Origin of the sequence: Sphingobium chungbukense, from assembly GCF_001005725.1 — a bacterium.
In the GTDB taxonomy this organism is placed as follows: domain Bacteria; phylum Pseudomonadota; class Alphaproteobacteria; order Sphingomonadales; family Sphingomonadaceae; genus Sphingobium; species Sphingobium chungbukense.
Map to the genome: position 1 here is coordinate 432,440 of NZ_LBIC01000007.1, position 26,155 is coordinate 458,594.

The 26,155-nt window shown below is 65.1% G+C and carries 23 protein-coding genes and 2 pseudogenes; 11 read left to right on the plus strand and 14 right to left on the minus strand.

The window, feature by feature from the left end; all coding sequences use genetic code 11:
* Positions 1-182 precede the first annotated feature (182 nt).
* The 4 genes from YP76_RS17045 to glmM are packed head-to-tail and all read right to left on the minus strand — an operon-like array spanning position 183 to position 3,097.
* Complete coding sequence (locus YP76_RS17045) at positions 183-782, minus strand: ribonuclease HII (RefSeq protein ID WP_046764930.1); 600 nt, start codon at positions 780-782, stop codon at positions 183-185.
* Positions 775-1,536, minus strand: a complete 762-nt coding sequence (gene thiD / locus YP76_RS17050; RefSeq protein ID WP_046764785.1) for a bifunctional hydroxymethylpyrimidine kinase/phosphomethylpyrimidine kinase — start codon at positions 1,534-1,536, stop codon at positions 775-777. Before thiD ends, YP76_RS17045 begins: the two co-directional genes overlap by 8 nt.
* The gene (locus YP76_RS17055) at positions 1,533-1,757 is read right to left on the minus strand and encodes a DUF1272 domain-containing protein (protein WP_046764786.1); all 225 of its coding nucleotides are present in this window, start codon (positions 1,755-1,757) and stop codon (positions 1,533-1,535) included. The genes thiD and YP76_RS17055 overlap by 4 nt, the downstream gene beginning before the upstream one ends.
* Positions 1,757-3,097, minus strand: coding sequence for a phosphoglucosamine mutase (gene glmM, locus YP76_RS17060; protein WP_046764787.1), 1,341 nt, complete (start codon positions 3,095-3,097; stop codon positions 1,757-1,759). The genes YP76_RS17055 and glmM overlap by 1 nt, the downstream gene beginning before the upstream one ends.
* A 90-nt stretch (positions 3,098-3,187) precedes the next feature.
* Here glmM and YP76_RS17065 point away from each other — a divergent pair, with 90 nt between their 5' ends.
* Positions 3,188-4,561, plus strand: a complete 1,374-nt coding sequence (locus YP76_RS17065) for an alanine/glycine:cation symporter family protein (protein ID WP_046764788.1) — start codon at positions 3,188-3,190, stop codon at positions 4,559-4,561.
* Here YP76_RS17065 and YP76_RS17070 read toward each other — a convergent pair.
* The 6 genes from YP76_RS17070 to YP76_RS17095 form a co-directional block, all read right to left on the minus strand.
* A complete protein-coding gene (locus YP76_RS17070) occupies positions 4,558-5,880 on the minus strand; it encodes an aminopeptidase P family protein (RefSeq protein ID WP_046764789.1) in 1,323 nt (440 codons plus the stop codon). The two genes, YP76_RS17065 and YP76_RS17070, sit on opposite strands and share 4 nt — an antisense overlap.
* A 124-nt stretch (positions 5,881-6,004) precedes the next feature.
* A complete protein-coding gene (locus YP76_RS17075; RefSeq protein WP_046764790.1) occupies positions 6,005-6,187 on the minus strand; it encodes a CsbD family protein in 183 nt (60 codons plus the stop codon).
* 169 nt (positions 6,188-6,356) lie between these two features.
* The gene (gene rpsI / locus YP76_RS17080) at positions 6,357-6,893 is read right to left on the minus strand and encodes a 30S ribosomal protein S9 (protein ID WP_052757470.1); all 537 of its coding nucleotides are present in this window, start codon (positions 6,891-6,893) and stop codon (positions 6,357-6,359) included.
* A complete protein-coding gene (gene rplM, locus YP76_RS17085; RefSeq protein WP_046764791.1) occupies positions 6,893-7,372 on the minus strand; it encodes a 50S ribosomal protein L13 in 480 nt (159 codons plus the stop codon). Before rplM ends, rpsI begins: the two co-directional genes overlap by 1 nt.
* Positions 7,373-7,502: 130 nt before the next feature.
* Positions 7,503-7,823, minus strand: coding sequence for a divalent-cation tolerance protein CutA (cutA, locus tag YP76_RS17090; protein ID WP_046764792.1), 321 nt, complete (start codon positions 7,821-7,823; stop codon positions 7,503-7,505).
* On the minus strand, positions 7,820-8,866 hold the full coding sequence (locus YP76_RS17095; protein WP_046764793.1) for a COX15/CtaA family protein: 1,047 nt from the start codon (positions 8,864-8,866) through the stop codon (positions 7,820-7,822). Before YP76_RS17095 ends, cutA begins: the two co-directional genes overlap by 4 nt.
* A 145-nt stretch (positions 8,867-9,011) precedes the next feature.
* Between YP76_RS17095 and YP76_RS17100 the strand changes: the two genes are divergently transcribed.
* The gene (locus tag YP76_RS17100) at positions 9,012-11,057 is read left to right on the plus strand and encodes a hybrid sensor histidine kinase/response regulator (RefSeq protein WP_046764794.1); all 2,046 of its coding nucleotides are present in this window, start codon (positions 9,012-9,014) and stop codon (positions 11,055-11,057) included.
* A 25-nt stretch (positions 11,058-11,082) separates the two neighbouring features.
* Here the strand turns inward: YP76_RS17100 and YP76_RS17105 are convergent, their stop codons facing one another.
* Together YP76_RS17105 and YP76_RS17110 are read right to left on the minus strand one after the other, a co-directional pair.
* Positions 11,083-11,712, minus strand: a complete 630-nt coding sequence (locus YP76_RS17105) for a 2-dehydro-3-deoxy-6-phosphogalactonate aldolase (RefSeq protein ID WP_046764795.1) — start codon at positions 11,710-11,712, stop codon at positions 11,083-11,085.
* 106 nt (positions 11,713-11,818) lie between these two features.
* Positions 11,819-12,708: pseudogene (locus YP76_RS17110) on the minus strand (2-dehydro-3-deoxygalactonokinase).
* Positions 12,709-12,829: 121 nt separating this feature from the next.
* Between YP76_RS17110 and YP76_RS17115 the strand changes: the two are divergent.
* The 4 genes and pseudogenes from YP76_RS17115 (at position 12,830) to YP76_RS17130 (ending at position 17,936) form a co-directional block, all read left to right on the plus strand.
* Complete coding sequence (locus tag YP76_RS17115; protein WP_046764796.1) at positions 12,830-14,632, plus strand: IlvD/Edd family dehydratase; 1,803 nt, start codon at positions 12,830-12,832, stop codon at positions 14,630-14,632.
* Between the two features lie 32 nt (positions 14,633-14,664).
* Positions 14,665-16,241: pseudogene (locus tag YP76_RS17120) on the plus strand (aldehyde dehydrogenase (NADP(+))).
* On the plus strand, positions 16,238-17,161 hold the full coding sequence (locus YP76_RS17125) for a Gfo/Idh/MocA family protein (RefSeq protein ID WP_046764797.1): 924 nt from the start codon (positions 16,238-16,240) through the stop codon (positions 17,159-17,161). Before YP76_RS17120 ends, YP76_RS17125 begins: the two are co-directional and overlap by 4 nt.
* A gap of 19 nt (positions 17,162-17,180) precedes the next feature.
* Positions 17,181-17,936: a FadR/GntR family transcriptional regulator gene (locus YP76_RS17130; protein WP_046764798.1), complete on the plus strand. Its 756-nt coding sequence runs from the start codon at positions 17,181-17,183 to the stop codon at positions 17,934-17,936.
* Between the two features lie 82 nt (positions 17,937-18,018).
* On the opposite strand, the gene YP76_RS17135 is transcribed toward YP76_RS17130, so the two are convergent.
* Positions 18,019-18,216: a hypothetical protein gene (locus tag YP76_RS17135; protein WP_046764799.1), complete on the minus strand. Its 198-nt coding sequence runs from the start codon at positions 18,214-18,216 to the stop codon at positions 18,019-18,021.
* 252 nt (positions 18,217-18,468) lie between these two features.
* Here YP76_RS17135 and leuC point away from each other — a divergent pair, with 252 nt between their 5' ends.
* Entirely contained in the window at positions 18,469-19,926 is a 1,458-nt protein-coding gene (leuC, locus tag YP76_RS17140) for a 3-isopropylmalate dehydratase large subunit (protein ID WP_046764932.1), read from the plus strand.
* Positions 19,923-20,510 (plus strand): 3-isopropylmalate dehydratase small subunit, encoded by a 588-nt coding sequence (leuD, locus tag YP76_RS17145; RefSeq protein WP_046764800.1) that lies wholly within the window; start codon positions 19,923-19,925, stop codon positions 20,508-20,510. Before leuC ends, leuD begins: the two co-directional genes overlap by 4 nt.
* Before the next feature lie 17 nt (positions 20,511-20,527).
* On the opposite strand, the gene YP76_RS17150 is transcribed toward leuD, so the two are convergent.
* On the minus strand, positions 20,528-21,160 hold the full coding sequence (locus YP76_RS17150) for a GntR family transcriptional regulator (protein WP_046764933.1): 633 nt from the start codon (positions 21,158-21,160) through the stop codon (positions 20,528-20,530).
* Positions 21,161-21,306: 146 nt separating this feature from the next.
* On the opposite strand from YP76_RS17150, the gene YP76_RS17155 reads away from it, so the two are divergent.
* Genes YP76_RS17155 through YP76_RS17165 form a run of 3 tightly spaced genes read left to right on the plus strand, consistent with a single transcriptional unit; the run spans position 21,307 to position 26,152 of the window.
* Positions 21,307-22,242, plus strand: a complete 936-nt coding sequence (locus YP76_RS17155) for a hydroxymethylglutaryl-CoA lyase (protein ID WP_046764801.1) — start codon at positions 21,307-21,309, stop codon at positions 22,240-22,242.
* Positions 22,239-24,260 carry a hydantoinase/oxoprolinase family protein gene (locus tag YP76_RS17160; RefSeq protein ID WP_046764802.1) on the plus strand — a complete coding sequence of 674 codons (2,022 nt, stop codon included), beginning with the start codon at positions 22,239-22,241 and terminating at the stop codon, positions 24,258-24,260. The genes YP76_RS17155 and YP76_RS17160 overlap by 4 nt, the downstream gene beginning before the upstream one ends.
* A gap of 14 nt (positions 24,261-24,274) precedes the next feature.
* Positions 24,275-26,152, plus strand: coding sequence for a hydantoinase B/oxoprolinase family protein (locus YP76_RS17165; protein WP_046764803.1), 1,878 nt, complete (start codon positions 24,275-24,277; stop codon positions 26,150-26,152).
* Positions 26,153-26,155 lie beyond the last annotated feature (3 nt).

The window sequence follows — 26,155 nt, forward strand, 5'->3', positions numbered from 1 at the left end:
CAAGGCGCGGCGGCGCCAGCCCCCATATCGCCGCCGCTCATCCCGAGGCGGGACAGCCCAGTATCGGTGTCCTATCGTCCACGCCCAACGCCGTGCCGGCACCTTCGACCGTCCGCCATGAAGCAGGGAAAAGGCGCGAAAATCCGGCTTTCCGGGCCCTCATCGCGCTGTCATCTGAAATCCTACAGCAGGCTGAGTTGCGCGACCGGCGCAAAGCTCCTGCGATGCAGCGGTGTTGGCCCATGCTCCCTGAGCGCAGCGAGATGCTTGGCGCTGCCATAGCCCTTGTTGCTTTCCCAGCCATAATGCGGATGTGCCGCCGCCGCTTCGATCATCATCCGGTCGCGCGCCTCCTTCGCCAGGATGGAGGCCGCCGCGATCGACAGGCATTTGGCGTCGCCCTCGACGATCGCCGTCGAAGCCCAGCGCCATTGCGGGCAACGATTGCCGTCCACCAGCACATGGGCGCAATCCTGGGTGAGCGCCTCGACCGCCCGCGTCATCGCCAGCATGGTCGCCCAGAGGATGTTGAGGCTGTCAATCTCGTCGACCGAAGCGACGCCCAGCCCCCAGCACAGGGCCCGCGCCTTGATCTCCCCCTCCAGCACGGCGCGCCGGGCGGCACTCAACTGCTTGCTGTCGTTGAGGCCTTCCGGACAATCCTCCTGCCGCAGGATCACCGCCGCCGCGACCACGGGTCCGGCCAGCGGTCCCCGCCCCGCTTCGTCCACCCCGGCGACCAGTCCCGGACGATGCAGCAGTTCATGGAAAAAATCAGGCATGGTGATGGAATCCGAACGGCGCGCCCATCGGCCCATGCCCCTGCCCCAGCCCCGGCGCGAGCTTCAACGCTTCCCGCACATATTTGCGGGCCCGCTCGATCGCGTCGATCAGGTCCCATCCCTGCCCCAGGCCCGTCGCGATCGCGCTGGCCAGGGTGCAGCCGGTACCATGGGTGTGCGGCGTGTCGATCCGCGCATTGCTCCAGGCCTTGCGCACGCCTCGCGGCCCGATCAGCCGGTCGGTCAGCATCGGCCCCTCGCCGTGGCCGCCCTTGGCCAGTACATGGGTCGCGAAGCGAATCGCGATCTCCTCGCCGCCCAGCGCCGCCAGTTCGGGAATATTGGGCGTCACCAGCGTCGCCAGCGCCATCAGCTTCTCAAAGGCAGCGATCGTCGCAGCATCCGCGAGCATCGACCCACTCGTCGCCACCATGACCGGATCGAAGACGATCGGCACATGCTCCAGCGCCGCCAGCCGCTCCGCCACCGCCGCCGCAATCTCCGCCGATCCGATCATCCCGATCTTCACCGCATCGACGCCGATATCGCTGATGACGCTCTCGATCTGCTGGAGCACCATGTCGACCGGCACGGGGTGGACGCCCTGTACCCCCAGCGTGTTCTGCGCCGTGATCGCGGTGATCGCGGTCATGGCGTGGCCGCCCAGCAGCGTAACGGTACGGATATCCGCCTGGATGCCCGCCCCGCCCCCGCTGTCGGACCCGGCAATGATGAGAATGCGCGCGACGCTCATGCCTTGTATTTGCGCTCCGTCGAGGCCGGGTGCCGTTTCAGCGCATTCCCCACCCGCGTCGGCCGGTCCATCAATTCCCCGCCGCAATTGGGGCAACGGTCGTCCAACGCTTCCGCGCACGGCGCACAATAGGTGCATTCGAAGGAACAGATGAATGCGCCCGGCTCATCGGCGGGCAGGTCGATGCCGCAACGTTCGCAGTCGGGGCGCATGTCCAGCATCAGGCCGCCGCCTTCGCCACGGCGTCGCAGATGCGCTCGACCACGTCCTTGACCTGCTCCTCCCGGTCGCCCTCGGCCATGACGCGGATCACCGGCTCCGTCCCCGAAGGGCGGATCACCAGCCGCCCGCTGCCGTTCAGTTCCGCCTCGGCCTGCGCGATCACCCGCTTCACATCCTCATGTTCCAGCGGCTTGCCGCCTGAGAAGCGGACATTCTTGAGCAATTGCGGCACCGGATCGAACTGGTGCAGCACCTCGCTCGCCGGCTTGCCCGAGCGCACCAGCGCGGCCAATACCTGCAACGCCGCTACCGTGCCGTCCCCGGTCGTCGCATAATCGGACAGGATCATGTGCCCCGACTGCTCGCCGCCAACATTGAACCCACCCTCGCGCATCCGTTCCAGGACATAGCGGTCGCCGACCTTGGTCCGCTCCAGCGCCATGCCCTGCCCGGCGAGGAAGCGCTCCAGCCCGAGGTTCGACATGACCGTCGCCACCAACCCGCCACCGCGCAGGGTGCCCGCCTTCGCGAAATTCCCGGCGATCAGCGCCATGATCTGGTCGCCGTCGACGATCGTGCCATGTTCATCGACGACGATCAGCCGGTCCGCATCACCGTCCAGCGCGATGCCGATGTCCGCACCGGACGATACCACCGTCTCCTGCAAAAGCTGCGGCGAAGTCGAACCGCAACGGTCGTTGATATTTGTGCCGTCGGGCGAGACGCCGATCGCGACCACCTCCGCCCCCAATTCCCAGAAGGCGGACGGCGCCACCTGATAGGCCGCACCATTGGCGCAATCGACCACGATCTTCAGCCCATCCAACCGCAAATCGGCGGGGAAGCTGGACTTGACCGCATGGATGTAGCGGCCCCGCGCGTCCTCGACACGACGGGCACGGCCGATGTCCTGTGACGCGGCGAGTGGAATTTCCTGTTCCAGCATCGCTTCGATCTTCAGCTCATCCTCGTCGGACAGCTTGTACCCGTCGGGACCGAACAGCTTGATGCCATTGTCATAATAGGGATTGTGACTGGCCGAGATCATGACGCCCAGATCGGCGCGCATCGAATGGGCGAGCAGCGCCACGGCCGGGGTGGGGATCGGCCCGAACTGCACCACGTCCATGCCGACGGCGGTGAAGCCCGCGACCAGCGCATTTTCCACCATATAGCCCGAAAGCCGCGTGTCCTTGCCGATCACCACACGATGGCGATGGGTGCCGCGCTGGAAATGCTTGCCTGCGGCCATGCCCACCTTCATCGCCAGTTCGGCGGTCATTGGCCATTGATTGGTGCGCCCACGAATGCCGTCGGTGCCGAAATATCTTCTGCTCATAATCCTCATCCGCCGGTGCGGTGAACCCTGTTCCCTTCCCATAGCAATCTTTGTTCGACTTTCCAGCAAGGAGCGGCCATCCCCTTGCAAATGGACGGATTCAATGCAGCGATCGACGCCCTTTCCGGCGCGGTCTTCATGAAAGTGCCCGTGCTGGGGACGCAGATCGAACTGATCGTGCTCTATCTGGCGCTGCCGATGCTGTTCTTCACGGTGTGGCTGGGCTTTCCCAATGTCACGGCGGTGGGCCGGGCGATCCGCGTCCTGCGGACGCAACCGCATGAAGGAGAGGCGAAGGGCGATGTCAGCCAATGGGGCGCGCTGTCCACGGCGCTGTCGGGGACCATCGGCCTCGGCAATATCGCGGGCGTGGCAGTGGCACTGACCATGGGCGGGCCGGGCGCGATCCTCTGGATGTTCGTCATCGGCTGGTTCGCCATGACGGTGAAGATGGCCGAGGTGACGCTGGGACTCAAATATCGCACCTTCGACGCCCAAGGCCATGTGCATGGCGGGCCGATGTATGTGCTCAAGGCGGTGGGCACGGCGCGGGGCTGGCCCAGGATCGGGCTGATATTGGGCGGATCATACGCCTTTTTCGCGCTGTTCGGCGCGATCCCGATGGTACAGGTCAACCAGAGCTTCGCGCAGGTGAAGGTGGTCACGGGTTTCGGCAACGGCTGGGCCTATGGCATCATCCTCGCTGGCGCGGTGGCGCTGGTAACGCTCGGCGGCGCGGCATGGCTGGGCGAGGTGGCGAAGCGGCTGACGCCGCTCAAGGTCGCGGTCTATCTGATCGGCGTCGCGACGGTGCTGATCCTGCACGCCGCCGCCATCCCCGCGGCTCTGATGGAAATCTGGCACGGCGCCTGGAGCGGGCAGGCCGCGACCGGCGGCGCGGTGGGCGCGTTCGTCGCGGGCATGCGCCGCGCCGTGTTCGCAAGCGAGGCGGGCGTCGGGTCGGCGGTCATGGCCCATAGTCTGGCCCGCGCGCGGCATCCGGTGTCCGAGGGGCTGGTCGCATTGCTGGAGCCGCTGCTCGGGACGATGATCGTCTGTGCGCTGGGCGGGCTGGCGCTGGTGGTCGCCGGGACGTGGAAGAGCGGGCTGGAAGGGATCGCGATCACCTCCGCCGCCTTCGCGCAGGTATCGCCCTCCTTCCCCTGGCTTCTGGCGGTCGTGGTGGTGCTGTTCGCCTATTCGACGCTGGTCGCCTGGGGCTTTTACGGCTTGCAGGCCTGGGGCTATCTGTTCGGCAACGGGCCGAAGGCGCAGTGGAGCTACAAGATCCTCTATATCGTCGCCCTGCCACCGGCGGCCGCCATCGACCTCGGCCGGGTGGTCGGCATCGTCGACAGCAGCTTCTTCCTGATGGCGATCCCCAATGTGATCGCACTCTATCTCTGCGCCGGGGAATTGCGGCGCGACGTTCGGGCTTATCTGGCGACGCCCGAAGAGGATTAACGCGCCATCGCCGCCTCGACCTCCTCCACGGTCCGGGGAACGCCTTCGCTCAGCCGCTGCGATCCGGTCTGGGTGATCAGGTAGAGGTCCTCGATCCGGATGCCGATATTGGCGGACTGGACATAGAGTCCGGGCTCTATCGTGATGACCGCACCTGCCGGCAACGGTTTCGCCATGTCCCCCACATCATGCACGTCCAGACCGACCAGATGGCCAAGTCCATGAGTGAAGTCGTCAATCCGCCCGGCCTTGCGGAAGACGTCCTTCGCCGCCTCCACCAGATCCTCATAATAGACGCCGGCCTTGAGCTTCGCGGCGGCGGCGGCCTGGGCGGCGAGGACCAGTTCATAGGAGGCGCGCTGTTCGGAGGTGAATTTGCCGCTCGCCGGGAATGTGCGCGTCACGTCGCAGGCATAGCCACCCACCGAGGCGGCGGCATCGATCAGGATCAGATCGTTGGTCCCGATCACGCCGCTGCCGCCGGTATAATGCAGCGAAGCGGCGTTGCGCCCCGTCGCGACGATGCTGTCATAGGCCAATCCTTCCCCGCCCCCGGCACGGAAGGCATCCTCCAGGATGGCCTTCAACTGCTTTTCGGTCATGCCGGGGCGCACCTGCTTCATCGCGGCGATATGCCCGCGCGCCGTGGCCGCCGCCGCCTTGCGCATCAGGTCGAGTTCGCGCGGTTCCTTGACGATGCGCAGCGAAGGCAACAGGGCGCTTTCATCCTTGAGCGAGACGCCCGGAACCCGCTGCATCACCTTGCCGTAAAGTTCCAGCGCCTTTGGCACCGGGGCGGAAGCGCTGACAATCGGCCCTAGGAAATGCAGCGTCTTGGAGCGTTCGGCGAGGGTCGTCACGAGGCTGCCGAGGCCGCCCGTCCGCGACACGCGGGCAAAGCCGGTGCGACGCTCCAGTTCGGTGCCCAGCGGCAGGCGCTCGACTTCCCAGCGTTCCGCCTCCGGATCGCGCGAGGGGAGCAGCAGCCATTCCTTGATCGTCCGCTCGGCGGGCGCCATGACCAGGATCGCGCCGGGCTCATCGACGATGCCCGTCAGCCAGGCAAAATCGCCGTCCTGAACGAACGGCGGCGCCACCGCGGCGCTGCTTTGCACTGGATCGGCGCCAAAGACGACCGCAACGCCGTCCTTCAGCACATCCATGACGCGGCGGCGGCGCTCACGGAATATGTCAGGCGCGAAGGGTGATGTGCCCGCCGGGGTCGCGAAGCCCTGCGGCGGCATTGTCTGCGCGGAGAGTCGCGTGGAAAGGACCAGGGATGCCGTAGCACCCGTCAGCATGGTCCGCCGATCATACATAGAAATCTCCCTTGCTGCGCCGACAGGAGCATGAAAGGGCATGATCGGCAAGGGCGTATCAGGGCGATGATACAGTAAAGGCCCCGCCGATTGGCGGGGCCTTCCCAAGCGCGGGTAAAGCGGATCAGATCTTGTCGCCAAGCGCCCCTTTCACTGATCCCTTGATGTCCTGCACCGTGCCCTTGGCCTTCTGTGCCTGGCCTTCCGCGACCAGATCGGGATCACGCCTGTTCTTGCCGACGGCTTCCTTCACGGCGCCCATCGCCTTGTTGCCCGCAGCCTTTGCCTTGTCGGTCAGTTCACCCATGGGACTTCTCCTGTCTGTTGCTGTTGCAGGATCAACAGCGGGGCGGACAGAAGGTTGCCATCGGTGCGAAAGCGAAATGGTGGGCCTGGGCAGGGGCGGCCCTTTGGACGCCAAAAGAAAAGGGCCGGAAAATCCGGCCCTTCCCCAAATGTCGTTCCGATCGAACCGATCAGCGCTTCGAGAACTGGAAGCTGCGGCGGGCCTTGGCCTTACCGTACTTCTTACGCTCGACGGCGCGGCTGTCGCGGGTCAGGAAGCCTTCGGCCTTGACCGCGCTGCGCAGCGCCGGTTCGTACTTCGACAAAGCCTGGGCGATGCCGTGCTTGACCGCGCCGGCCTGGCCGGACAGACCGCCGCCCTTGACGGTGGCGATCACGTCATACTGGCCTTCGCGCTCGGTGACGCCGAACGGCTGGTTGATCACCAGACGCAGGGTCGGGCGAGCGAAATAGACTTCCTGATCGCGGCCGTTGACCGTGATCTTGCCGGTGCCGGGCTTCACCCAGACGCGGGCGACGGCGTCCTTGCGGCGGCCGGTCGCATAGGCGCGGCCGAGGCTGTCGATTTCCTGGGCGCGCAGCGGAGCCGAAGGCTGAACCGGAGCGATCGGCGCGTCGGCGGCGACGGTTTCGGCAGCGACGGCAGGCGCCGGAGCGTTGGCGGTCAGCGACGCGAGGTCGGACAGGGACTGGCGGTTATCGGACATTAGGCACCCACCTTGTTCTTGCGGTTGCGCGACGCGAAGTCGAGCACTTCGGGGTTCTGCGCAGCGTGCGAATGCTCGGCACCGGCGAAGATGCGCAGGTTGCGCATCTGCTGGCGGCCCAGCGGACCACGGGGGATCATGCGCTCAACGGCCTTTTCCAGGACGCGCTCGGGGAAACGCCCTTCCAGAACCTTCTGGGGGGTGGTTTCCTTGATGCCGCCGGCATAGCCGGTGTGCTTGTAATAGACCTTGTCGGTCAGCTTGCGGCCGGTGAACTTCACCTTCTGAGCGTTGATGATGATGACATTGTCACCGCAATCGACGTGGGGGGTGAAGCTCGGCTTGTGCTTGCCGCGCAGGATGTTCGCGACGGTCGAAGCGAGGCGGCCGACGACGAGACCTTCCGCGTCGATCAGGATCCACTTCTTTTCGACCGTTGCCGGGGTTGCCGGCTTGGTGGTCTTCATCAGCGCCTTCATGGTGCCAATCTCCAGTTAAATGCATAAACCGATCGCCGTCGCCGGCCTTCGGAAGATGCGCGCTAATGACGGGTGGGGCCGCACAAGTCAAGAGATTCGGCGGCTTTGCTGACGGGTAAAATAATACCCGTTACTTGGCGAGCTGTTCACCCACCCAGCGGGCGAAGCCGCTGTCGGCGGCCTCCACCGGCAGGGCGAGGATCGCGGGAACCTCATAATCATGCAGTTCCGCGATGCGTGCCATCAGCGCTTCGCGGCGCGACGGCGCGGTCTTGAAGAGGACGGGCACCTCCGCCGTCTCCTCCATAACGCCGTTCCATTCGTAGAGGGACGTCGCCTCCCCCAGCAGGTTGGCGCAGGCGATCAGCCGTTCCTCGATCAGCCGGCGCGCCACCCGCATCGCCGCGTCGCGCGAGCCGAACAGCGTGTAGACGAGCGCGACGGCGCTCATCCCCGCCGTTCCCCAAGGCTGTGCGCCGCCCAGGCGGCAGCGGCGACCACCAGCGCGCCGACCGCCTGGTGCAGCACGGCGAGCGGCAGCGCGATGCCACTGATGACGGTGGCGATACCGAGCGCGATCTGCGTACCGACGGCGGCATTGAGCGCGATCGAAGGACCGCGATCCCCGGCCTGCTTCGCCATGCGGGCGAGCAGGATCAGCATGGCGGCCGTGATCCAGGCCCACCAGCGATGGATGAAATGCACCAGATAGGGATCGCTCGATATCGTGGCCCAGAGCGAGCCGAGCCACTCTATGCCCCGCGGCACGAAATGATCGTTCATCAGCGGCCAGGTGCTGGACACATAGCCCGCATCCAGCCCCGCGGTGAACGCGCCGAACATGAGTTGCACCAGCAGTGCGACCAGCGCGGCGATCGCGAAGGGATGCAGCATAGCCGGCTTGGCGAAGGGCGTCCTCGACCGGGTCAGCAGGTCGAGCGCGGTCCAGATGAGCCCGCCCATGATGAACAATGCCGTCAGCAGATGCACGGCGAGGCGATAATGACTGACGTCGGTGCGCACCGACAGGCCCGATTTCACCATCCACCAGCCGATCGCGCCCTGCAATCCGCCCAGTGCCAGCAAAGCGATGAGGCGCGGCCCATAGCCCTGCGGAATCGCCCTTTTCCATGCGAACCAGAGCAGCGGCAACGCGAAGGCCACGCCGATCAGCCGCCCCAGCAGCCGGTGGACCCATTCCCAGAAGAAGATGAACTGGAAATCGCCCAGCGTCATGCCCTGCCGCAGCTGCTGATATTCGGGAATCTGCTGATAGTCGCGGAACGCCTCCATCCACTGATCGTGGGTCAGCGGCGGGATGGCGCCGGTGATCGGCTTCCACTGGGTGATCGACAGGCCGGATTCGGTCAGGCGGGTGATGCCGCCCACCACGACCATGCAGAAGACGAGGGCGGCGACGGCCAGCAGCCAGCGCGCGATCGATGCTGGACGCGGGACGGCTATGGCGGGGCGGCTGAGGGTCAACGCGGTCATGGCGCCGATCCATGCGCTGTTGTTCGCCCTGTTGCAAGGATAACCCGGAAGATGGACAAAAGGTCATAACGGCCCGCGCAGCAACGGATACAAAAGGTTGGACAGGCGTATCGGGCCTCATGAGGAGATTGATCGAGGATAGGCGATGAGCAGTGCCGGCACTGCCGCCATGATCGCCGCGCAAGGGCCGATCGGTGCCCTGACCGCGCAGATCGATGCCAACTCGCCGCTGGGTCCGGTAGAGGGCTGGTCGCCCGCGCTGATATCGACCGTCCGGCTGATGCTGTCGTCCACGGCCGAGATCGTGCTGTTCTGGGGGCCGGACCTGTGCGCCCTCTATAATGAAGCCTATATGCCCACCATCGGCGACAAGCATCCACGCGTGCTGGGCCGTCCAGCGCGGGAGGGTTGGGCAGAGCTATGGGACGATCTGGAGCCGTTGCTGCGGTCCGTGATCCAGGACGGCCAGTCGGTGCATGCCAAGGATCGCCCCTTCTATATCGAGCGCGACGGCGACCAGGGGGAAGAGGTGTTCTTCGACATCAGCTATTCCCCTGTGTTCGAGGCGGACGGATCGATCGGCGGCGCGCTCTGCATCGTCAGCGAGACGACCAGACGCGTGCGGGCCGAGCAGGAGATGCGGGCGGACCGCGCCCGGCTGTGGGCGCTGGCGCGCGACCCTTTCCTGGTCGCAGACAGGAACGGCGTGTGGATCGCCGCCAGTCCCGCCTGGACCGATATATTGGGCTGGAGCGAACAGGAACTGATCGGCCGCACGTCGGAATGGATGGAACATCCCGACGATCTGGAGAGGACGCGGGGCGAACTGGCCGGTCTGGCGAGCGGCAGGCCGACGGTGCGTTTCGAAAACCGGTTCCGCGCGAAGGACGGCGGCTATCGCAATTTCAGCTGGACCGCCGTGCCGGAAAACGACCTCATCTATTGCGTCGCCCGCGATGTGACGGAACAGCGGGCCCATGCCAGGGCGCTGGCGGACGCGGAAGAGGCGCTGCGGCAGGCGCAGAAGATGGAGACGCTGGGCCAGCTTACCGGCGGGGTGGCGCATGATTTCAACAATCTGCTCCAGATCGTCACCGGCAATCTGGAACTGTTGCAACGCGGTCTTGAAAAAATCTCCGACGATGATCAGCCGCGATTGCGCCGGGCGGCGGACAACGCCATGGCGGGGGCCGAACGCGCGGCGCTGCTGACCCAGCGGCTGCTCGCCTTTTCCCGCCGCCAGCCGCTCGCGCCCGAGCGGATCGATCCCAACCGGTTGGTGAGCGGCATGTCCGACATGCTGATACGGTCGCTGGGCGAGACGATCGAGATCGAGCTGATCCAGGGGGCACGGGTCTGGGCGGTCGAGATCGACATCAACCAGATGGAAAATGCGTTATTGAACCTGGCCGTCAACGCGCGCGACGCGATGCCGCTGGGCGGCAAGCTGACCATCGAGGTCGCCAACACCCATATCGATGCCGTCTATGCCGCGCAGGAGGCGGAGGTGTTGCCGGGCCAATATGTGCTGATCAGCGTATCGGACACCGGTGAGGGCATGGACGAGGAGGTGCTGAGCCACGCCATCGAACCCTTCTTCACCACCAAGGAGGTCGGGCGCGGCACGGGCCTGGGCCTTTCCATGGTCTATGGCTTCATCAAGCAGTCGGGCGGCCATATCCGCGTCTATTCGGAGGCCGGGCACGGCACGACGGTGAAGATCTACCTGCCCCGCTTCTACGGCCCCCTGCCGGACAACGACACGGGCGCGGAGCATCGGACCCCGCCGATATGCGGCGGCGACGAGACGGTGCTGGTGTGCGAGGATGACGAGAAAGTCCGCGCCTATACCGTCGATGTGCTGAGGGAACTGGGTTATCAAGTGATCGAGGCGGGCAACGGCGCGGCCGCGTTGCAGGCGCTGGAAGAGGCCCCGGAGCCGATCCACCTGCTGTTCACCGACGTCATCCTGCCGGGCGGAATGACCGGCGCCGACATCGCGCAGGAGGCGCAGGTGCGGCAGCCGGGCCTGAAGGTGCTGTTCGCGACTGGCTATGCCCGCAATGCGATCATCCACCACGGCCGGCTCGATCCGGGGGTGGAATTGCTGACCAAGCCCTTCACCTATGCCGAGCTGGCGGCGAAGGTGCGGGATATGCTGGATCGCACCGAGGCGCGTCAGGTGGTGTGAGGCGCCCGGTCCTTCAATGCCATGGTCATTGGGTGCGCTTCCACGCGGCGACCAGTTCCAGGGCCCGATCCCTGACCGTTCCGGCGCCGTCGCCGGGCCGATAGAGCGCGCCGCCGGCACCAATCCCCTCGCAACCGGCGGCCAGCCATTCCCCGACCGTGTCCGCGCCCGTGCCGCCCACCGCCCAGACGCCGACCTGTTTGGGCAGCACGTCCTTCAGCGCCCTTACATAAGCGGGACCCATAAGCGCGGCCGGGAACAGCTTGATGCGGCGCGCGCCCGCCCCGATGGCGACGAATGCCTCACTCGGAGTCATGAAGCCGGGAAGCAGCTCAAGACCGAGTTCGACCCCTCTGGCGATCACCTGGGAGTCCGTATTGGGCGTGATCATGATGCGGCCACCCGCACCATGCAGCCCCTCCACCGCATCGACAGAGAGCACCGTGCCGCCGCCGATCAGCGCGCGGTCACCGAATGCGGCCTGCATCGCGGCGATGCTTTTCAGCGGTTCGGGGGAGTTGAAGGGGACTTCGAGGATGCGGATGCCCGCTTCGACCAGCGCTGCGCTTATGTCGATCGCCTCATCGGGCTTGAGGCCGCGCAGAATTGCGCAGATGGGCGGCGCGCCGGAGGCAAGCAGGTCGTCGAATGTCATGGGAGGGGCTCCGTCAATGGACTTATGGGGCGGTTTATCGTTGGTCATTTCCAGCCGTTCCCCGCCCGCCTGCGGGATGGGGAATGACAGCTTACCATCCCCTCATCTAAACCAATCCCAGCCCGGCGAGCGAGCAGGCATCGCCATCCAGCAATTGGGACGCCAGCCCCTGCCTTCCGAGCGCCTGCGCATAGCGGACCGCAAGCTGGGCGTCCCCGATCAGGAGAATGTCGTCCACTTCCTCAAGCGTACCACGCATCTCCGCAATCTCGCAGCCGATGATGAGGCCGGACAGATAACCCGTGGCCCACTCGGCCGAGCGTCCCGCCCGCAATCGCATCGCCCGCGCGGCGAACAGCGAGGACAGCAGCCGCCCCTCCCCCGCCCGCTCCAGCCCTTCGCCGAACCCCAGCGCCTCCTGCGCCGGATGGGCCCGGTCGGTTTTCGGCCCCAAGGTGGAATGGTCCCGCAACAGGGCGAACAATTCCCCCGTCGGCATGGTGCGGAAGGAGGCGATGCGGCCATCCTCCACCACCGTCCATTTATTGTGCGTGCCGGGCAGGACGATGAGATGCCGCCCCGCGCCAGCGCCGGATCGCGGGCCATGGCGCCGAAAATCTGCGTCTCCTCGCCGCGCATCACATCATGCGCGCCATCCTCTCCGACGCAGGTGAGCCCCGCCATGATGCTGACCGGCATGCCACGCCAGTCGAACCGCTTCGCGGCGGCGCGCCAGGATTCGGCATCGGCGGGACAATCGGCATAGGGCGCCTCCACCCAGCCGCCGCGCGCGCCGGCCATGCCGCAGAGGCGTATCTCCCTGGGCGCCCCCTCCTCCAGCCAGGGGGCGATGGTGACGGCGAAGGCGGCCTCTGCTTCCTGCCCCACCGCGCCGATGCCCGGGCCGTCGTGACGCGCGGTGACGCGGCCCTGCTCCATGCGGAAGAGGCGCAGGCGGCTGGTCCCCCAGTCCCCGACGACCGCATATTGGCTCATCAAATTTGTCACTGGGCCCAAGCATCCTTGAATTTCTATTTGTATGAGTATATTGGAAGGGCAAGCGCGTCAACGTGCCCCAGAATCCATCTGCCATTTCCTGCGACAGGGTGCCTATTCAATGAGCGATTCGTCCAAGCCTGCCCATAAGCTGCGTAGCCGCGCCTGGTTCGACAACCCAGACAATATCGACATGACCGCGCTTTATCTGGAGCGTTATCTGAATTTCGGGCTGTCGCTGGAGGAATTGCGCAGCGGCCGGCCGATCATCGGCATCGCCCAGACCGGCAGCGACCTGTCGCCCTGCAACCGCCATCATATGGTACTGGCGGAGCGGGTGCGCGAAGGCATCCGCGAAATGGGCGGGATCGCGCTGGAATTTCCGGTGCATCCGATCCAGGAGACGGGCAAGCGGCCGACGGCGGGGCTGGACCGCAACCTCGCCTATCTGGGGCTGGTCGAGGCGATCTATGGCTATCCGCTGGACGGCGTGGTGCTGACCACCGGCTGCGACAAGACCACGCCCGCGCTGCTGATGGCGGCGGCGACCGTGAATATTCCCGCCATCGCCCTGTCGGTGGGACCGATGCTGAACGGCTGGCACAAGGGCGAGCGGACGGGTTCGGGCACCATCGTCTGGCATGCGCGGCAATTGCTGGCAGCGGGTAAGATCGACGATGAGGGATTCATCAAGCTGGTGGCCTCCTCCGCCCCCTCGACCGGCTATTGCAACACCATGGGCACGGCGACGACGATGAACTCGCTGGCCGAGGCGCTGGGCATGATGCTGCCCGGGTCGGCGGCGATCCCGGCGCCCTATCGCGACCGGCAGGAGGTCGCCTATCGCACCGGCAAGCGGATCGTCGAGATGGTGGCGGAGGATCTGAAGCCCTCCGACATATTGACGCTGGACGCTTTCCATAACGCCATCGTCGTCAATTCCGCCATTGGCGGCTCGACCAACGCGCCCATCCATCTGGCGGCGATCGCGCGCCATGTCGGCGTCGACCTGCCGCTCAAGGATTGGGAGACGGTGGGGCACAAGGTGCCGCTGCTCGTGAACCTCCAGCCTGCGGGCGAATATCTGGGCGAGGATTATTATCGCGCCGGGGGCGTGCCCGCCGTGGTGGGCCAGCTCATCGGGCAGGGTCTGATCCGCGAGAACGCGATGACCGTCAACGGCCGGACCATGGGCGAGAATTGCCGGGACGTGGCGATCGAGGATGAGAAGGTCATCCGCCCCTTCGCCCAGCCGCTGAAGGAAGAGGCCGGGTTCCTCGTCCTGTCGGGCAATCTGTTCGACGCGGCGGTGATGAAGACCAGCGTGATCTCCGAGGAGTTCCGCCAGCGCTATCTCTCCAACCCCGACGATCCCAATGCTTTTGAAGGCCCGGCGGTCGTGTTCGACGGGCCGGAGGATTATCATGCGCGGATCGACGATCCGGCAACGGGCATCACACCCGATACGCTGCTGTTCATGCGCGGCGCCGGCCCGGTCGGCTATCCGGGCGCGGCGGAAGTGGTGAACATGCGGCCGCCCGCCTACCTTATCACAGAGGGCGTGTCGGCCCTGCCCTGCATAGGCGACGGGCGACAATCGGGCACGTCGGGCAGCCCGTCGATCCTCAACGCCTCGCCCGAAGCGGCGGCCATGGGCGGGCTGGCGCTGCTCCGGACCGGCGACCGGGTGCGCATGGACCTGAACAAGGGTAAAGTGAACGCGCTGATTTCCGACGAGGAACTGGCAAGCCGCCGGGCGAAGCTGGTAGCGGAGGGCGGGTTCAAATATCCCGCGTCGCAGACGCCCTGGCAGGAAATCCAGCGCTCCGTGGTCGGCCAGATGGATACCGGCGCGATCCTGGAGGGAGCCGAGAAATATCAGCGCATCGCCCAGACCAAGGGCCTGCCCCGCGACAATCATTGAATTAACCATCCCCCTATTTCCGGAGTATTCCCATGTTCAACGGAGCCATTCTTGTCGGCGCTGCCGAGCGCCAGGGCGGCGAACCCTTCTTCGCCGTCGATCCGTCGACCGGCGCGAGGGGCGAGGTCGCTTTCCACAACGCGTCGGCCGCCGATGTCGCGGACGCATGTGCGCTCGCCGATGCGGCGTTCGAGGGCTTCTCGACGCTGGCACCCGATGCCCGCGCCGCCTTTCTGGAAGGCGTGGCTGACCAGATCATGGCGATTGGCGACCTGCTGATCACCACGGCCATGAGCGAAAGCGGCCTGCCGCGCGGCCGGCTGGAGGGAGAACGCGGCCGCACCGTCGGGCAGCTTCGCCTGTTCGCCAGCTATGTGCGGCAGGGCGACTGGCTGGACGCCACCATCGACAAGGCGCTGCCGGAGCGCCAGCCGCTGCCGCGCAGCGACCTGCGCCGCGTCAATCAGGCGGTCGGCCCGGTCGCCGTGTTCGGCGCGTCCAACTTCCCCCTCGCCTTCTCGGTCGCGGGCGGCGACACCGCATCGGCCTTCGCCGCCGGTTGCCCGGTCGTGGTCAAGGGCCATCCGGCCCATCCCGGCACCGGCGAACTGGTGGCCCGCGCCATCGCAGCGGCCGTGAAGGCCAGCGGCCTGCATGAAGGCGTGTTTTCCTACCTGCCCGGCACGACCAATGACCTTGGCGGCGCGCTGGTGGCCGATCCGCGCATCAAGGCCGTGGGCTTCACCGGATCGCGCGGCGGCGGCCTTGCCCTGATGAAGATCGCCGCGGACGCGACGAGCCGATCCCGGTCTATGCCGAAATGTCGAGCATCAACCCCGTCGTGCTGTTGCCCGGTGCGCTGGCCAATCGCGCCGAGGCGCTGGGCACGGCCTTCGTCGGGTCGCTGACTCTGTTTTCGGGCCAGTTCTGCACCAATCCGGGGATGGTGATCGCGCTGGACGGCCCCGATCTCGACCGTTTCGTCGCGTCCGCCGCCGGGGCGCTGTCGGGCAATGGTGCGCAGGTCATGCTGACGCCCGGCATCCACGCCGCCTATGAAAAGGGCGTCGCCGCCCTGGCCGGGGCTAAGGGCGTCACCACCATCGCGCGCGGCGCGGCGGCGGACGGCGTCAATCGCGGGCAGCACGCGCTGTTCGCGGCGACCGGCGAGCAGTTCCGCGCCAATCCGGCGCTGGCGCATGAAGTGTTCGGCTCTTCCTCCATCCTGGTCAAATGCGCGACCGTCGAGGAAGTCATCGACACCATCGGCCGCATGGAGGGTCAGTTGACCGCGACGCTCCAGATGGACGAAAGCGATCAGGCCGATGCCGCGAAGCTGCTGCCCACGCTCTCCCGGAAAGTGGGTCGCGTGCTGGCCAACGGCTGGCCGACCGGGGTGGAAGTGACCCATGCCATGGTGCATGGCGGCCCCTTCCCGTCGACCTCCGATGGGCGCACCACCTCCGTCGGCACGTTGGCGATGATGCGCTTCCTGCGCCCGGTCTGCTATCAGGATGTGGCCGACGCGGTGTTGCCACCCGCGCTTCAGGCCGCCAATCCGTGGAAGCTCACCCGTCGCGTCGAGGGCAGGCTGGAAGTCGCCGCATGACGATCAGGGCAGGCCTTGTCGGCCTGGGCAAGATCGCCCGCGACCAGCATCTTCCCGCGATCGAAAAGACCGCGGGCATAGAAGTGGTCGCGGTCGCCAGCCGCAATGCGCAGGGTGAAGGGGTCAGCAATTATCCCAACCTTGATGCCATGCTGGCGGGCGAGCCGGAACTCGATGCCGTGATCCTGTGCCAGCCGCCGCAGGTCCGCTATCAGGCGGCGCGACAGGCGATATTGGCGGGCAAACATGTCTTCCTGGAAAAGCCGCCGGGCGCCACCGTGTCGGAGGTGGAGGCGCTGGTCGCGCTGGCGAAGGCGCGGAACGTCACGCTCTATGCGAGCTGGCACAGCCGCTATGCCGCCGCCGTCGCGCAGGCGAAGGCGTGGTTGGCGTCGCGCACCATCGAGCGCATCGACATCCAGTGGCGCGAGGATGTGCGCCACTGGCATCCCGGCCAGCCCTGGATTTGGGAAGCGGGCGGTTTCGGCGTGTTCGATCCCGGTATCAACGCGCTTTCCATCCTGACGGAGATCGTGCCCGAACCCGTCACCCTGCTGTCCGCCAGCCTGGAGGTGCCGCAGAACAAGGATGCGCCGATCGGCGCCGCGCTCAAGATGGCAACCGCTTCGGGCGCGCCGGTGGAGGCGGTGTTCGACTGGCGCCAGACCGGGCCGCAGACCTGGGACATCGCAGTCGAAACGGGAAATGGCCGCCTGCTGCTGTCAGAGGGCGGCAATATGCTGCGGCTGGACGGCGAAGTTCAGGTGAAGGCGCCGGACGAGGAATATCCGGCCATGTACCGCCGATTCGTGCAATTGACGGCGGACAAGGCGATCGATGCCGATATCGCTCCGTTGCGATTGGTGGCCGATGCCTTTCTTTGCGGGCGGCATTGCCCTACGACGGCGTTCGAGGACTGACAGAAGGGGAGCCGGGGTTTTGGGGAGCGAGCGCAAGGACGTGACGGAACGCAAGTTCGCGGCGGAAGAAGGCTCGCTCCGCATCCATCAGGCCATTGCCCGACAGTTGGGCACAGCGATCCTGATGGGCGTCCACAAGCCCGGCGACCTGTTCGAAGGGGAGATCGAGGCGTCGGAACGGCTCCACGTCTCCCGCACCGCCTATCGGGAGGCGGTACGCATATTGATTGCCAAAGGCATGCTGGAAAGCCGCCCCAAGGCCGGAACGCGCGTGCTGCCGCGCAGCCGCTGGAATGTGCTGGACCCCGAAATGCTCGCCTGGATGTTCGCGGGGGAACCGGACCGCGACTTCATCCGCGACCTGTTCGAACTGCGCGGCGTGATCGAGCCGGCGGCGGCGGAATTCGCCGCGCGGCGGCGCACCGACGACCAGCTCGCCGTGATGACGCGGGCGTTGGAGGATATGGAGAAATGCGGCCTATCGACGCCTGAAGGCCGCGCCGCCGACCAGCGTTTCCACCATGCGATCCTCGCCGCGACCCATAATGACGCGCTCGCCGCACTGGCAAGCTCGGTGGGGGCGGCGGTGAGTTGGACCACCACCTTCAAGCATCGCAAGAAGCTGCTGCCGCGCGACCCCCTACCCGATCACAAGGCGGTCTATCACGCCATCGCCGCCCGCGACACGGCCGCGGCGCGGTCCACCATGGTGGAATTGCTGCGGCTGGCGCTGGCGGATATGGATATCGCCCTGTCCGAACCGCTTCGTGATTAAAGCATGTGCCGATCAGATTAAACGGAATACGTTAATTTATTTATTTATTTTCCGTGAGTTATGAGTCGTGAGATATTCCATCTCACTTGACATCGCTCCAGGCCCATAGGGTTAACAATTTGTCATGAAAGGCGGCGGCGCCGGTCATCGGAAATTCATCTTTCGACCTTAAGAAGAACCAGACCGCCCGTTCCCCCTTCGGGCGGCCCTGAACCTCGGCCCCGCCGTTGAGCTTGTGCTCCGGCGGGGCTTTTTTCGCTTCGAAAGGCGCCGCTTCCATCGATCATGGCCGGCACTTGCTGGTCGTCACCGTCGCACCTTCCTGCGTGAGGCGCAGGACAGGCGCTGCGCCAATGCCGCATCGCGGCCTCCGTGATTTCGATAATTGTATACATACATATTGACGATTGCGGATTTTTCCGCAATTATCAGGGCTATAATCCTTTACAATACTAATTATAGTATACATTTTCGCGATACATCGAGAAGCGCAATGCGTTTCATCTCTGGAGAAGGGCCTTCAATGGAAAGCATGCGGACAGGCCGCCCCCAAACCCTTTACGAGAAAATATGGGACGCTCATGTGGTGGACAGGCGCCCCGATGGCACTTGCCTCATCTACATAGATCGCCATCTCATCCATGAAGTGACCAGCCCTCAGGCTTTCGAGGGATTGCGCACGGTTGGGCGCACCGTCCGGCGACCGGATTTGATGCTGGCGGTGCCCGATCATAATCTGCCGACAACGGCGCGGGTCGACCCGCAGGGCCGGTCGGTGGCCGTCGCCGATCCGCAATCGGCCCAACAGCTTGCCCTCCTGCGGAAGAACGCCGCGCAATACGGAATACGCTATTTCGACGCCACGGCGCCCGAACAGGGCATCGTGCATGTCGTCGGCCCGGAACAAGGCTTTACGCTGCCGGGCGCCACCCTGGTCTGCGGCGACAGCCACACCGCTTCACACGGCGCGCTCGGAGCGCTCGCCTTCGGCATCGGCACGAGCGAGATAGAACATGTCCTGGCCACGCAGACGCTCCTGTTGAAGTCTTCGAAAAAACTTGAGGTTCGCATCGAGGGCAGCCTGGGCTTCGGCGTCGGCCCGAAGGACGTCATCCTCCAGATCGTGGCGCAACTCGGTGCGGCCGGCGGCAGCGGCTTCGTCGCGGAATATACCGGGTCCACCATTCGCGACATGTCGATCGAGGGCAGGCTGACCGTGGCCAATATGGCCATCGAACATGGCGCACGCTCCGGACTGATCGCGCCTGACGAAAAAACCTATGCCTATTTGCGGGGCCGTCCCATGGCGCCGAAGGATCATGCGTGGGAAGCCGCCCTTGCATGGTGGAGAACGCTGCCCAGCGATCCGGGCGCCACATATGACAAGCGGCTTCTGATCGACGCCGGAACCATAGCGCCCAACGTCACCTGGGGCACAAATCCGGAAGACGTCACGCCGATCACCGGATCGGTTCCCGATCCCGAACAGTTCGCAGACGATTCCAGGCGCGATGCCGCCAGGCGTTCGCTGGATTATATGGGCCTGGTTCCCCATCGCCGGATGGAAGATATCGGCATCGAACATGTCTTCATCGGAAGTTGCACCAACAGCCGGATCGAGGATCTGCGCGCCGCCGCCGCGGTGCTGCAGGGGCGGAAGATTTCCTCCCGCATCAGGCAGGCGATGGCCGTGCCCGGATCGGGCCTCGTCAAGCGCCAGGCCGAGGAGGAAGGGCTGGACCGCATCTTCATCGAAAGCGGATTTCAATGGCGGGAACCGGGATGCTCCGCATGCCTGGGCATGAACCCCGACAGGATTCCCGCCGGCGAACGCTGCGCATCGACGTCGAACCGCAATTTCGTCGGCCGACAGGGACCCGGGTCACGCACGCACCTTCTGTCGCCCGCCATGGCGGCGGCCGCCGCCGTGACGGGTCGATTGGCCGACGTGCGCGAACTTATGGGCAACGCCCGGGAGTTGACCCCATGAAGCCGATCAGCAAGGTCGAAGGGCGCGCCTATCCCTGGGGCGCCAAGAATGTCGATACCGATGTGATCATCTCCGCACAGTGGCTGAAGACCATCTCACGCCGGGGCCTTGGCAAAGGGGCGTTCGAAAGCCTGCGTGCCCAGCCCGGCAACATCTTCGACGATCCACGCTATGCAGGGGCCCCCATCCTGATCGCGGGCGATAATTTCGGTTGCGGCTCCAGCCGTGAACATGCCGCATGGGCCCTGGCCGACATGGGAATTGAAGCCGTTCTCGCACCGAGTTTTTCCGACATATTTTCCGGCAACGCGTTCAAGAACGGCATTTTGACCGTTACACTGCCGCAGCCTGCAATCGATCGACTGATCGAGGTCACGAAGAATCATGAGATCATCGTGGATCTCGAAACGATGACTGTTACATCAAATCTTGGCGACGTCTTCCCTTTCGCGATCGACGCGTTTCGTCGCCAGTGCCTGCTTCAGGGACTTGATGAGATCGGCCTGACATTATCGATGGAAAGCGCGATCGACGACCATGAGCATATGACGGCGCAAGACCGTCCGTGGTTATCGGCTGCCTGAACCCGGCATCGCAGCCGTCATGATCGCTTTGCCTGCGCATGATAGGCGCGGCGGATATGCGATTTCATGGCGGCACCCGCCCATTCCGCGTCGCCCGCTTCGAGTGCCGCGGTGATCTCGCGATGGTCCGAAAGGCTCTTGTGCAGCTCCTCGCGGTCGTAACGGATGGCTGTTTTGTATACAACGGGGATGAACACCAGCCGTGAAATCATGAACGCCAGCCGTTCGGACGCCGCAGCCCCCACGACCAGCTCGTGGAAGGTCGCATTCTCCTTGAGGAAGGTCTCGATGTCGGGCGTTTCCTTGGCGATGGCCTCGGCTATCCGGTTGTTGGAGATTTTCAGTAGATCCACGACATCGGCCGTGATCGCTTTCGCCGCCCGCTCCGCGGCATGACTTTCCAGTACGGATCGGAGCATGAACAGCTCCTCCAGATCGCTCTCCTTCCACACCGTCACGAAGGACCGGTTGCTGTCGCTCCGCTCCACGAACATCTCGGTTTCCAGCCGCCTCATCGCGTCCCGCACGGGCGTTCGCGACACGCCGCACGCCTCGGCTATTTCCTCCTCCCGAAGCTGACTTCCCGGAGGGAAGGTCCCGTCCAATATGCGTTGCCGGATGATCGCATAGGCGCGCTCGCTTGCGTTCATGATCTCCAATTCCGTTTGCCGTCCCGGCCAGATGAAAGCCTGACCGGCAACGCATACCATCGCCTGTGCACATTTACAGGCCTTTCTTCACCCACATCCCAGCTTCTCCCCTTTACAACCCTATTTTTGTATACAATACTGCCTACATGATTCCGGACAAACCCTTCATCGAGATCGTCGAGGTCGCCCCGCGGGACGGACTGCAGAATGAGAAGACGCTGTTCTCGACGGAACAGAAAATCATGCTGATCGAGCATATGGCGGCGGCGGGCGCGCGACGGATCGAGGTGGTCAGCTTCGTCCGGGCCGATCGCGTGCCCCAGATGGCGGACGCCGAAGCCGTGATCGCGGGTCTCGCCCTGCCCGACAATGTCGTGACGATAGGGCTGGTCATGAACAAGCGGGGCCTGTTCCGTGCGCTGGAGACGAAGATCGGCCAGATCGGCGCGGTCTGCGTGGCCAGCGACAGCTTCGCGCAGCGGAACCAGGGACAAAGCTCCGCCGAATCCGCCGATGTTGCGGGCGACATCGTCCGCATCGCCCGCACGGACGGCCGGGATGCGCAGATCACGATCGGCGCCGCTTTCGGCTGCCCGTTCGAGGGGGAGGTTCCCGCCGATCGGGTCGTGGCCATGGCGGCCCGCCTGGCGGAAGCGGGACCGGTGGAGATAGCGCTGGCCGACACGATCGGCGTCGCGGTGCCCGCCCAGGTCCATGATCTGGTGGAACGGGTGCGCCGCGCCATCGCCCCCCTTCCCGTTCGGGTCCATCTGCACAATACCCGCAACACCGGCTATGCCAATGCATGGGCAGCCATCCAGGCGGGCGCGGCAACGCTGGATTCCGCCGTCGGCGGCATCGGCGGGTGTCCGTTCGCGCCCAACGCCACCGGCAATATCGCCACCGAGGATCTGCTGTACATGCTCGACCGCTCCGGCGTGTCGACGGGCATCAGGCTCGATCGGGCGATCGAAACCGCCCTGTGGCTGGGACAGCAGATGGACCGCGACGTTCCTGCCCTGCTCAGCCGCGCAGGCCCCTTTCCCCGTCCCATTTCTCCAGCCACGAAGGATGATCGATGAGCTACCGCCTGGGTGTCGATGTCGGAGGCACCTTTACCGACCTGCTCCTGTTCGCCGAGGACAAGGGCACATTCTGGCGCCACAAGACGCCATCGACTCCGCATGACAGTTCGGTCGGCATCCTGACCGGGGTGGAGGCGGTCTGCGCCAAGGCCGGGATCACGCCGTCCGACGTGGAGATATTCCTGCACGGCACGACCGTCGCGACCAACGCCGTCCTGGAGGGCAAGGGCGCGCGCGTGGGGCTGATCGTCACCCAGGGCTATCGCCAGATCATGCAGATCGCACGCAGTTTCGTGCCGGGCGGACTGGCGGGATGGATCGTATGGCCCAAGCCCCAGCCGCTCGCCGCGCTGGAGGACACGTTCGAGATCATGGGGCGCATGGATGCGCGCGGCAACGAGTTGCGGCCGATCGACGACGACGATATCCGCGCCGCCTTGCTGAAGATCAAGGCGCAGGGCGTCGAAGCGCTCACCGTGTCGCTGATGAACGCCTATCTCAACGGCGCGCATGAACGCCGCGTGGGCGAACTGGCGGCCGAAATCCTGCCGGATGTTCCCGTGTCCCTCAGCCATGAAGTGCTGCCGGAAATGCAGGAATATGAGCGGACGCTGACCACTGTCGCCAATGCCGCGGTGCGTCCTGTGGTCGGCCGTTACGTCCGCAATCTGCGCGCCAAGCTACGCGATGCGGGCATGGCGGGCCAACTCAGCCTCCTGCGCTCCGACGGCGGCCTGATGTCGTCCGAAAAGTCCGAGGAACAGCCGGTATCGCTGCTGATGTCCGGTCCTGCGGGTGGCGTCACCGGCGCGATCTGGGTCGGCAAGAATGCCGGGATCAGGAACATCCTGACGCTGGATGTCGGCGGCACGTCCACCGACGTCGCGCTCATCGAGAATCTGGAAGCGCGCCGCGTACGCACCACCGAAGTCGGGCATCTGGCGGTCCGCGCCTCCGCGCTGGACGTCAAGACGGTGGGCGCCGGCGGCGGTTCGATCGCCTATGTGCCCCAGTTGACGGGCGCGCTGCGTGTCGGCCCGCAATCGGCGGGCGCGGTGCCCGGCCCCGTCGCCTATGGCAAGGGCGGTACGCTTCCGACCGTGACCGACGCCAATGTCGTGCTCGGTTACCTTCCCGAAGCGCTGCTCGGCGGCAGCTTCAAGCTCGACCGGCCAGCCGCCGTCGCCGCCGTCCAGACCATCGCGGACGCGTTGGGCATCGACCTGTTCGAAGCGGCGCGGGGCATCATCGACATCGTCAACGAGAATATGTTCGGGGCGCTGCGCATGATCTCCGTCCAGCAGGGCTACGACCCCCGCGACTTCGCGCTGATGGGGTTCGGCGGTGCCGGTCCGCTCCATGTGAACGCGGTGGCGCGGCTGATGGGCAGTTGGCCCGCCGTTTCGCCGGTTTCCCCCGGCGTGCTGTGCGCCCTGGGCGATGCCACCACACGGATGCGGACGGAAACGGCGCGCTCCTTCTCCAAGCTGGCATCGGACACGACGGTGGATGAGCTTTGCGGTATCCTGCGCGACATGGCCGATGCCATCACGGCCGACGACACCGAAGTCGATTTCGAGGTCGACGTGCGCTATTCCGGTCAGGCCTTCGAAGTGCCGATGCCGGTCACGCTCGACGCCCTTGAAGCCGAAGGTATCGCCAACCTCACCCGCCGGTTCGACGATGAGCATCGCCGCCTGTTCACCTTCAACATGGACAGCCAGCACGAGATCGTGAACCTGCGCGCGATCGGGCTGGGCAAGGCGCTCGACCTGCCGGCCGCACGCCTGCCGGAGGGGAATGGCGATCCGTGCGAAGCCAAGATCCGCGATCATGAACTATGGATCGACGGCCGCATGCAACCGGCCGTCATCTACGATCGCGCGAAGCTGAAGGCGAAGGACGTCATCAAGGGTCCCGCCATCGTGGTGGAAATGGACTCCACGACCCTCATCGAAGCCGACTGCGTCGCCACCGTCGACCATGTCGGCAACATCCTGATCACCCTGGCCTGAACGGAACGCGATCCATGCCCGCACGGATAATCCAGAGCAACGAGACGAGCTTCGCCAAGACGACCGTGGACCCGGTGACGCTCGAAGTCATTGAAAACGCGCTTCGCAATGCGCGCACCGAAATGGACGCGACCCTGGTTCGCACCGCCATGTCGCCCGGCATCCGGGAACAGGGTGACGCCTTCCCGCTGATCGCCGACCATGAAGGACGCATGATCGTGGGCCAGTTCGGCTCGTTCATCGGCGGCTTCCTGAACGGATATGACGGCACGGTGGAGGAAGGCGACATGTTCCTTCTTTCCGATCCCTATTCGGTGGAAGGCGCCGTCAGCCACAGCAATGACTGGCTGGTGCTGCTGCCGGTGTTCAAGGACGGCCGGCTGCTCGCCTATACGGCGATGTTCGGACACCAGTCCGACATTGGCGGCAAGGTTCCCGGATCGATGCCGATCGACGCGACCAGCATCTTCCAGGAAGGGGTGCGCATCCCGCCGGTGAAGATCTATCGCAACGGGCTGTATAACGAAGATCTGGTGAAGCTCGCGCTCCACCAGTCGCGCACGCCCGACTGGTGCGCCGCGGACCTGAATGCCCTCATCGCTTCCTGCCGCGTGGCAGCGCGGCGGATCGAGGAGATGGCCGATCGCTTCGGCATCGACACTTATGTCACGGCCACGGGAGAACTTCTGGCGCGCAATTATCGCGCGATGAAGACTTTGCTAGGTCAGGCCATCAGTGAGGAAAAGGTCAGTTTCGAGGATTATATCTGCGACGACGGGATGGGATATGGGCCATATAAGCTGAAATGCACGATGTGGCGCGAGGGCGAGAAGGTCATTCTCGACTTCACCGGCACCGATCCCCAATCGGTCGGGTCGATCAACTTCTATCTCAACGAAAACATGTTCAAGATGTTCTTCGGCATCTACATGATCATGGTTTTCGATCCGATGATCCTGTTCAATGACGGCTTCTACGACCTGATCGACGTCAGGATCCCGGATGGATCGTTGCTGAAACCGAAATTCCCGGCGGCGCTTTCGGGGCGCACCCATGCCCTGGGCCGGATCTTCGACATATTGGGCGGCCTGCTCGGCCAGAAGACGCCGCAATTCCTGAATGCGGCCGGTTTCTCTTCCTCGCCCCATCTCTTCTATGCCGGCACCGACCGGAAGGGGGACTGGTTCCAACTGTTCCAGATCGGCTTCGGCGGCATTCCCGGCCGTCCGCTGGGCGACGGGCCGGACGGTCACTCGCTCTGGCCGGGGTTCACCAATGTGCCCAATGAATTTCTGGAGCGCTATTTCCCGCTGGTCATCGAACAATATGGCACGGTCGCGGATTCGGGCGGCGCGGGCCTGCATCGCGGCGGCAACGGGATCGTCATGTCCTACCGCTTTCTGGAGCCCGGCGTGATCGCCGTCCATGACGACCGCTGGTTCGTGCCGCCCTGGGGCGTCAATGGCGGCCGCCCCGGCGCGCGGGCGCGCAAGATACTGGAAAAGCCCGATGGCACCCGGACGATCATCGGCAACAAGGTCGAGGATTTCACGGTCGAGACCGACGACGTCCTGCACTTCATCACCTGGGGCGGCGGCGGCTGGGGCGACCCGCTCGACCGCGATCCCGCACTGGTGGCGAAGGAGGTCGTCCAGGGCCTCGTCACCGTCCAGGGTGCCCGTGCCTATGGCGTGGTGCTCGATGGCGAGGGCAGCGTCGATGAACGGGCGACCGCCGACCTGCGCGACAATATGCGCCGGGAACGCGGTGCGGTCGGGGTTTTCGACTTCGGGCCAGACCTTGAGACGCTGAGGGAGCGCAGCCTGGAGGAGACCGGCCTCCCCGCCCCCGTCCAGCCCCGGTGGAATTCCCAACATATCGCAGCCGAGTGAGAT

Bases quoted from the DNA above. Each gene is read 5' to 3' on its own strand.
- YP76_RS17045 (WP_046764930.1), bottom strand. From the start codon at position 782: ATGCCTGATTTTTTCCATGAACTGCTGCATCGTCCGGGACTGGTCGCC.
- cutA (WP_046764792.1), bottom strand. From the start codon at position 7,823: ATGAGCGCCGTCGCGCTCGTCTACACGCTGTTCGGCTCGCGCGACGCG.
- YP76_RS17095 (WP_046764793.1), bottom strand. From the start codon at position 8,866: ATGACCGCGTTGACCCTCAGCCGCCCCGCCATAGCCGTCCCGCGTCCA.
- YP76_RS17105 (WP_046764795.1), bottom strand. From the start codon at position 11,712: ATGACATTCGACGACCTGCTTGCCTCCGGCGCGCCGCCCATCTGCGCA.
- YP76_RS17165 (WP_046764803.1), top strand. From the start codon at position 24,275: ATGCCCGCACGGATAATCCAGAGCAACGAGACGAGCTTCGCCAAGACG.
- YP76_RS17065 (WP_046764788.1), top strand. From the start codon at position 3,188: ATGGACGGATTCAATGCAGCGATCGACGCCCTTTCCGGCGCGGTCTTC.
- leuC (WP_046764932.1), top strand. From the start codon at position 18,469: ATGCGGACAGGCCGCCCCCAAACCCTTTACGAGAAAATATGGGACGCT.
- YP76_RS17070 (WP_046764789.1), bottom strand. From the start codon at position 5,880: ATGTATGATCGGCGGACCATGCTGACGGGTGCTACGGCATCCCTGGTC.
- rplM (WP_046764791.1), bottom strand. From the start codon at position 7,372: ATGAAGGCGCTGATGAAGACCACCAAGCCGGCAACCCCGGCAACGGTC.
- YP76_RS17125 (WP_046764797.1), top strand. From the start codon at position 16,238: ATGACGATCAGGGCAGGCCTTGTCGGCCTGGGCAAGATCGCCCGCGAC.
- thiD (WP_046764785.1), bottom strand. From the start codon at position 1,536: ATGAGCGTCGCGCGCATTCTCATCATTGCCGGGTCCGACAGCGGGGGC.
- YP76_RS17075 (WP_046764790.1), bottom strand. From the start codon at position 6,187: ATGGGTGAACTGACCGACAAGGCAAAGGCTGCGGGCAACAAGGCGATG.
- YP76_RS17135 (WP_046764799.1), bottom strand. From the start codon at position 18,216: ATGGAAGCGGCGCCTTTCGAAGCGAAAAAAGCCCCGCCGGAGCACAAG.
- YP76_RS17150 (WP_046764933.1), bottom strand. From the start codon at position 21,160: ATGAACGCAAGCGAGCGCGCCTATGCGATCATCCGGCAACGCATATTG.
- glmM (WP_046764787.1), bottom strand. From the start codon at position 3,097: ATGAGCAGAAGATATTTCGGCACCGACGGCATTCGTGGGCGCACCAAT.
- YP76_RS17115 (WP_046764796.1), top strand. From the start codon at position 12,830: ATGAGCGATTCGTCCAAGCCTGCCCATAAGCTGCGTAGCCGCGCCTGG.
- YP76_RS17055 (WP_046764786.1), bottom strand. From the start codon at position 1,757: ATGCTGGACATGCGCCCCGACTGCGAACGTTGCGGCATCGACCTGCCC.
- YP76_RS17100 (WP_046764794.1), top strand. From the start codon at position 9,012: ATGAGCAGTGCCGGCACTGCCGCCATGATCGCCGCGCAAGGGCCGATC.
- leuD (WP_046764800.1), top strand. From the start codon at position 19,923: ATGAAGCCGATCAGCAAGGTCGAAGGGCGCGCCTATCCCTGGGGCGCC.
- YP76_RS17155 (WP_046764801.1), top strand. From the start codon at position 21,307: ATGATTCCGGACAAACCCTTCATCGAGATCGTCGAGGTCGCCCCGCGG.
- rpsI (WP_052757470.1), bottom strand. From the start codon at position 6,893: ATGTCCGATAACCGCCAGTCCCTGTCCGACCTCGCGTCGCTGACCGCC.
- YP76_RS17160 (WP_046764802.1), top strand. From the start codon at position 22,239: ATGAGCTACCGCCTGGGTGTCGATGTCGGAGGCACCTTTACCGACCTG.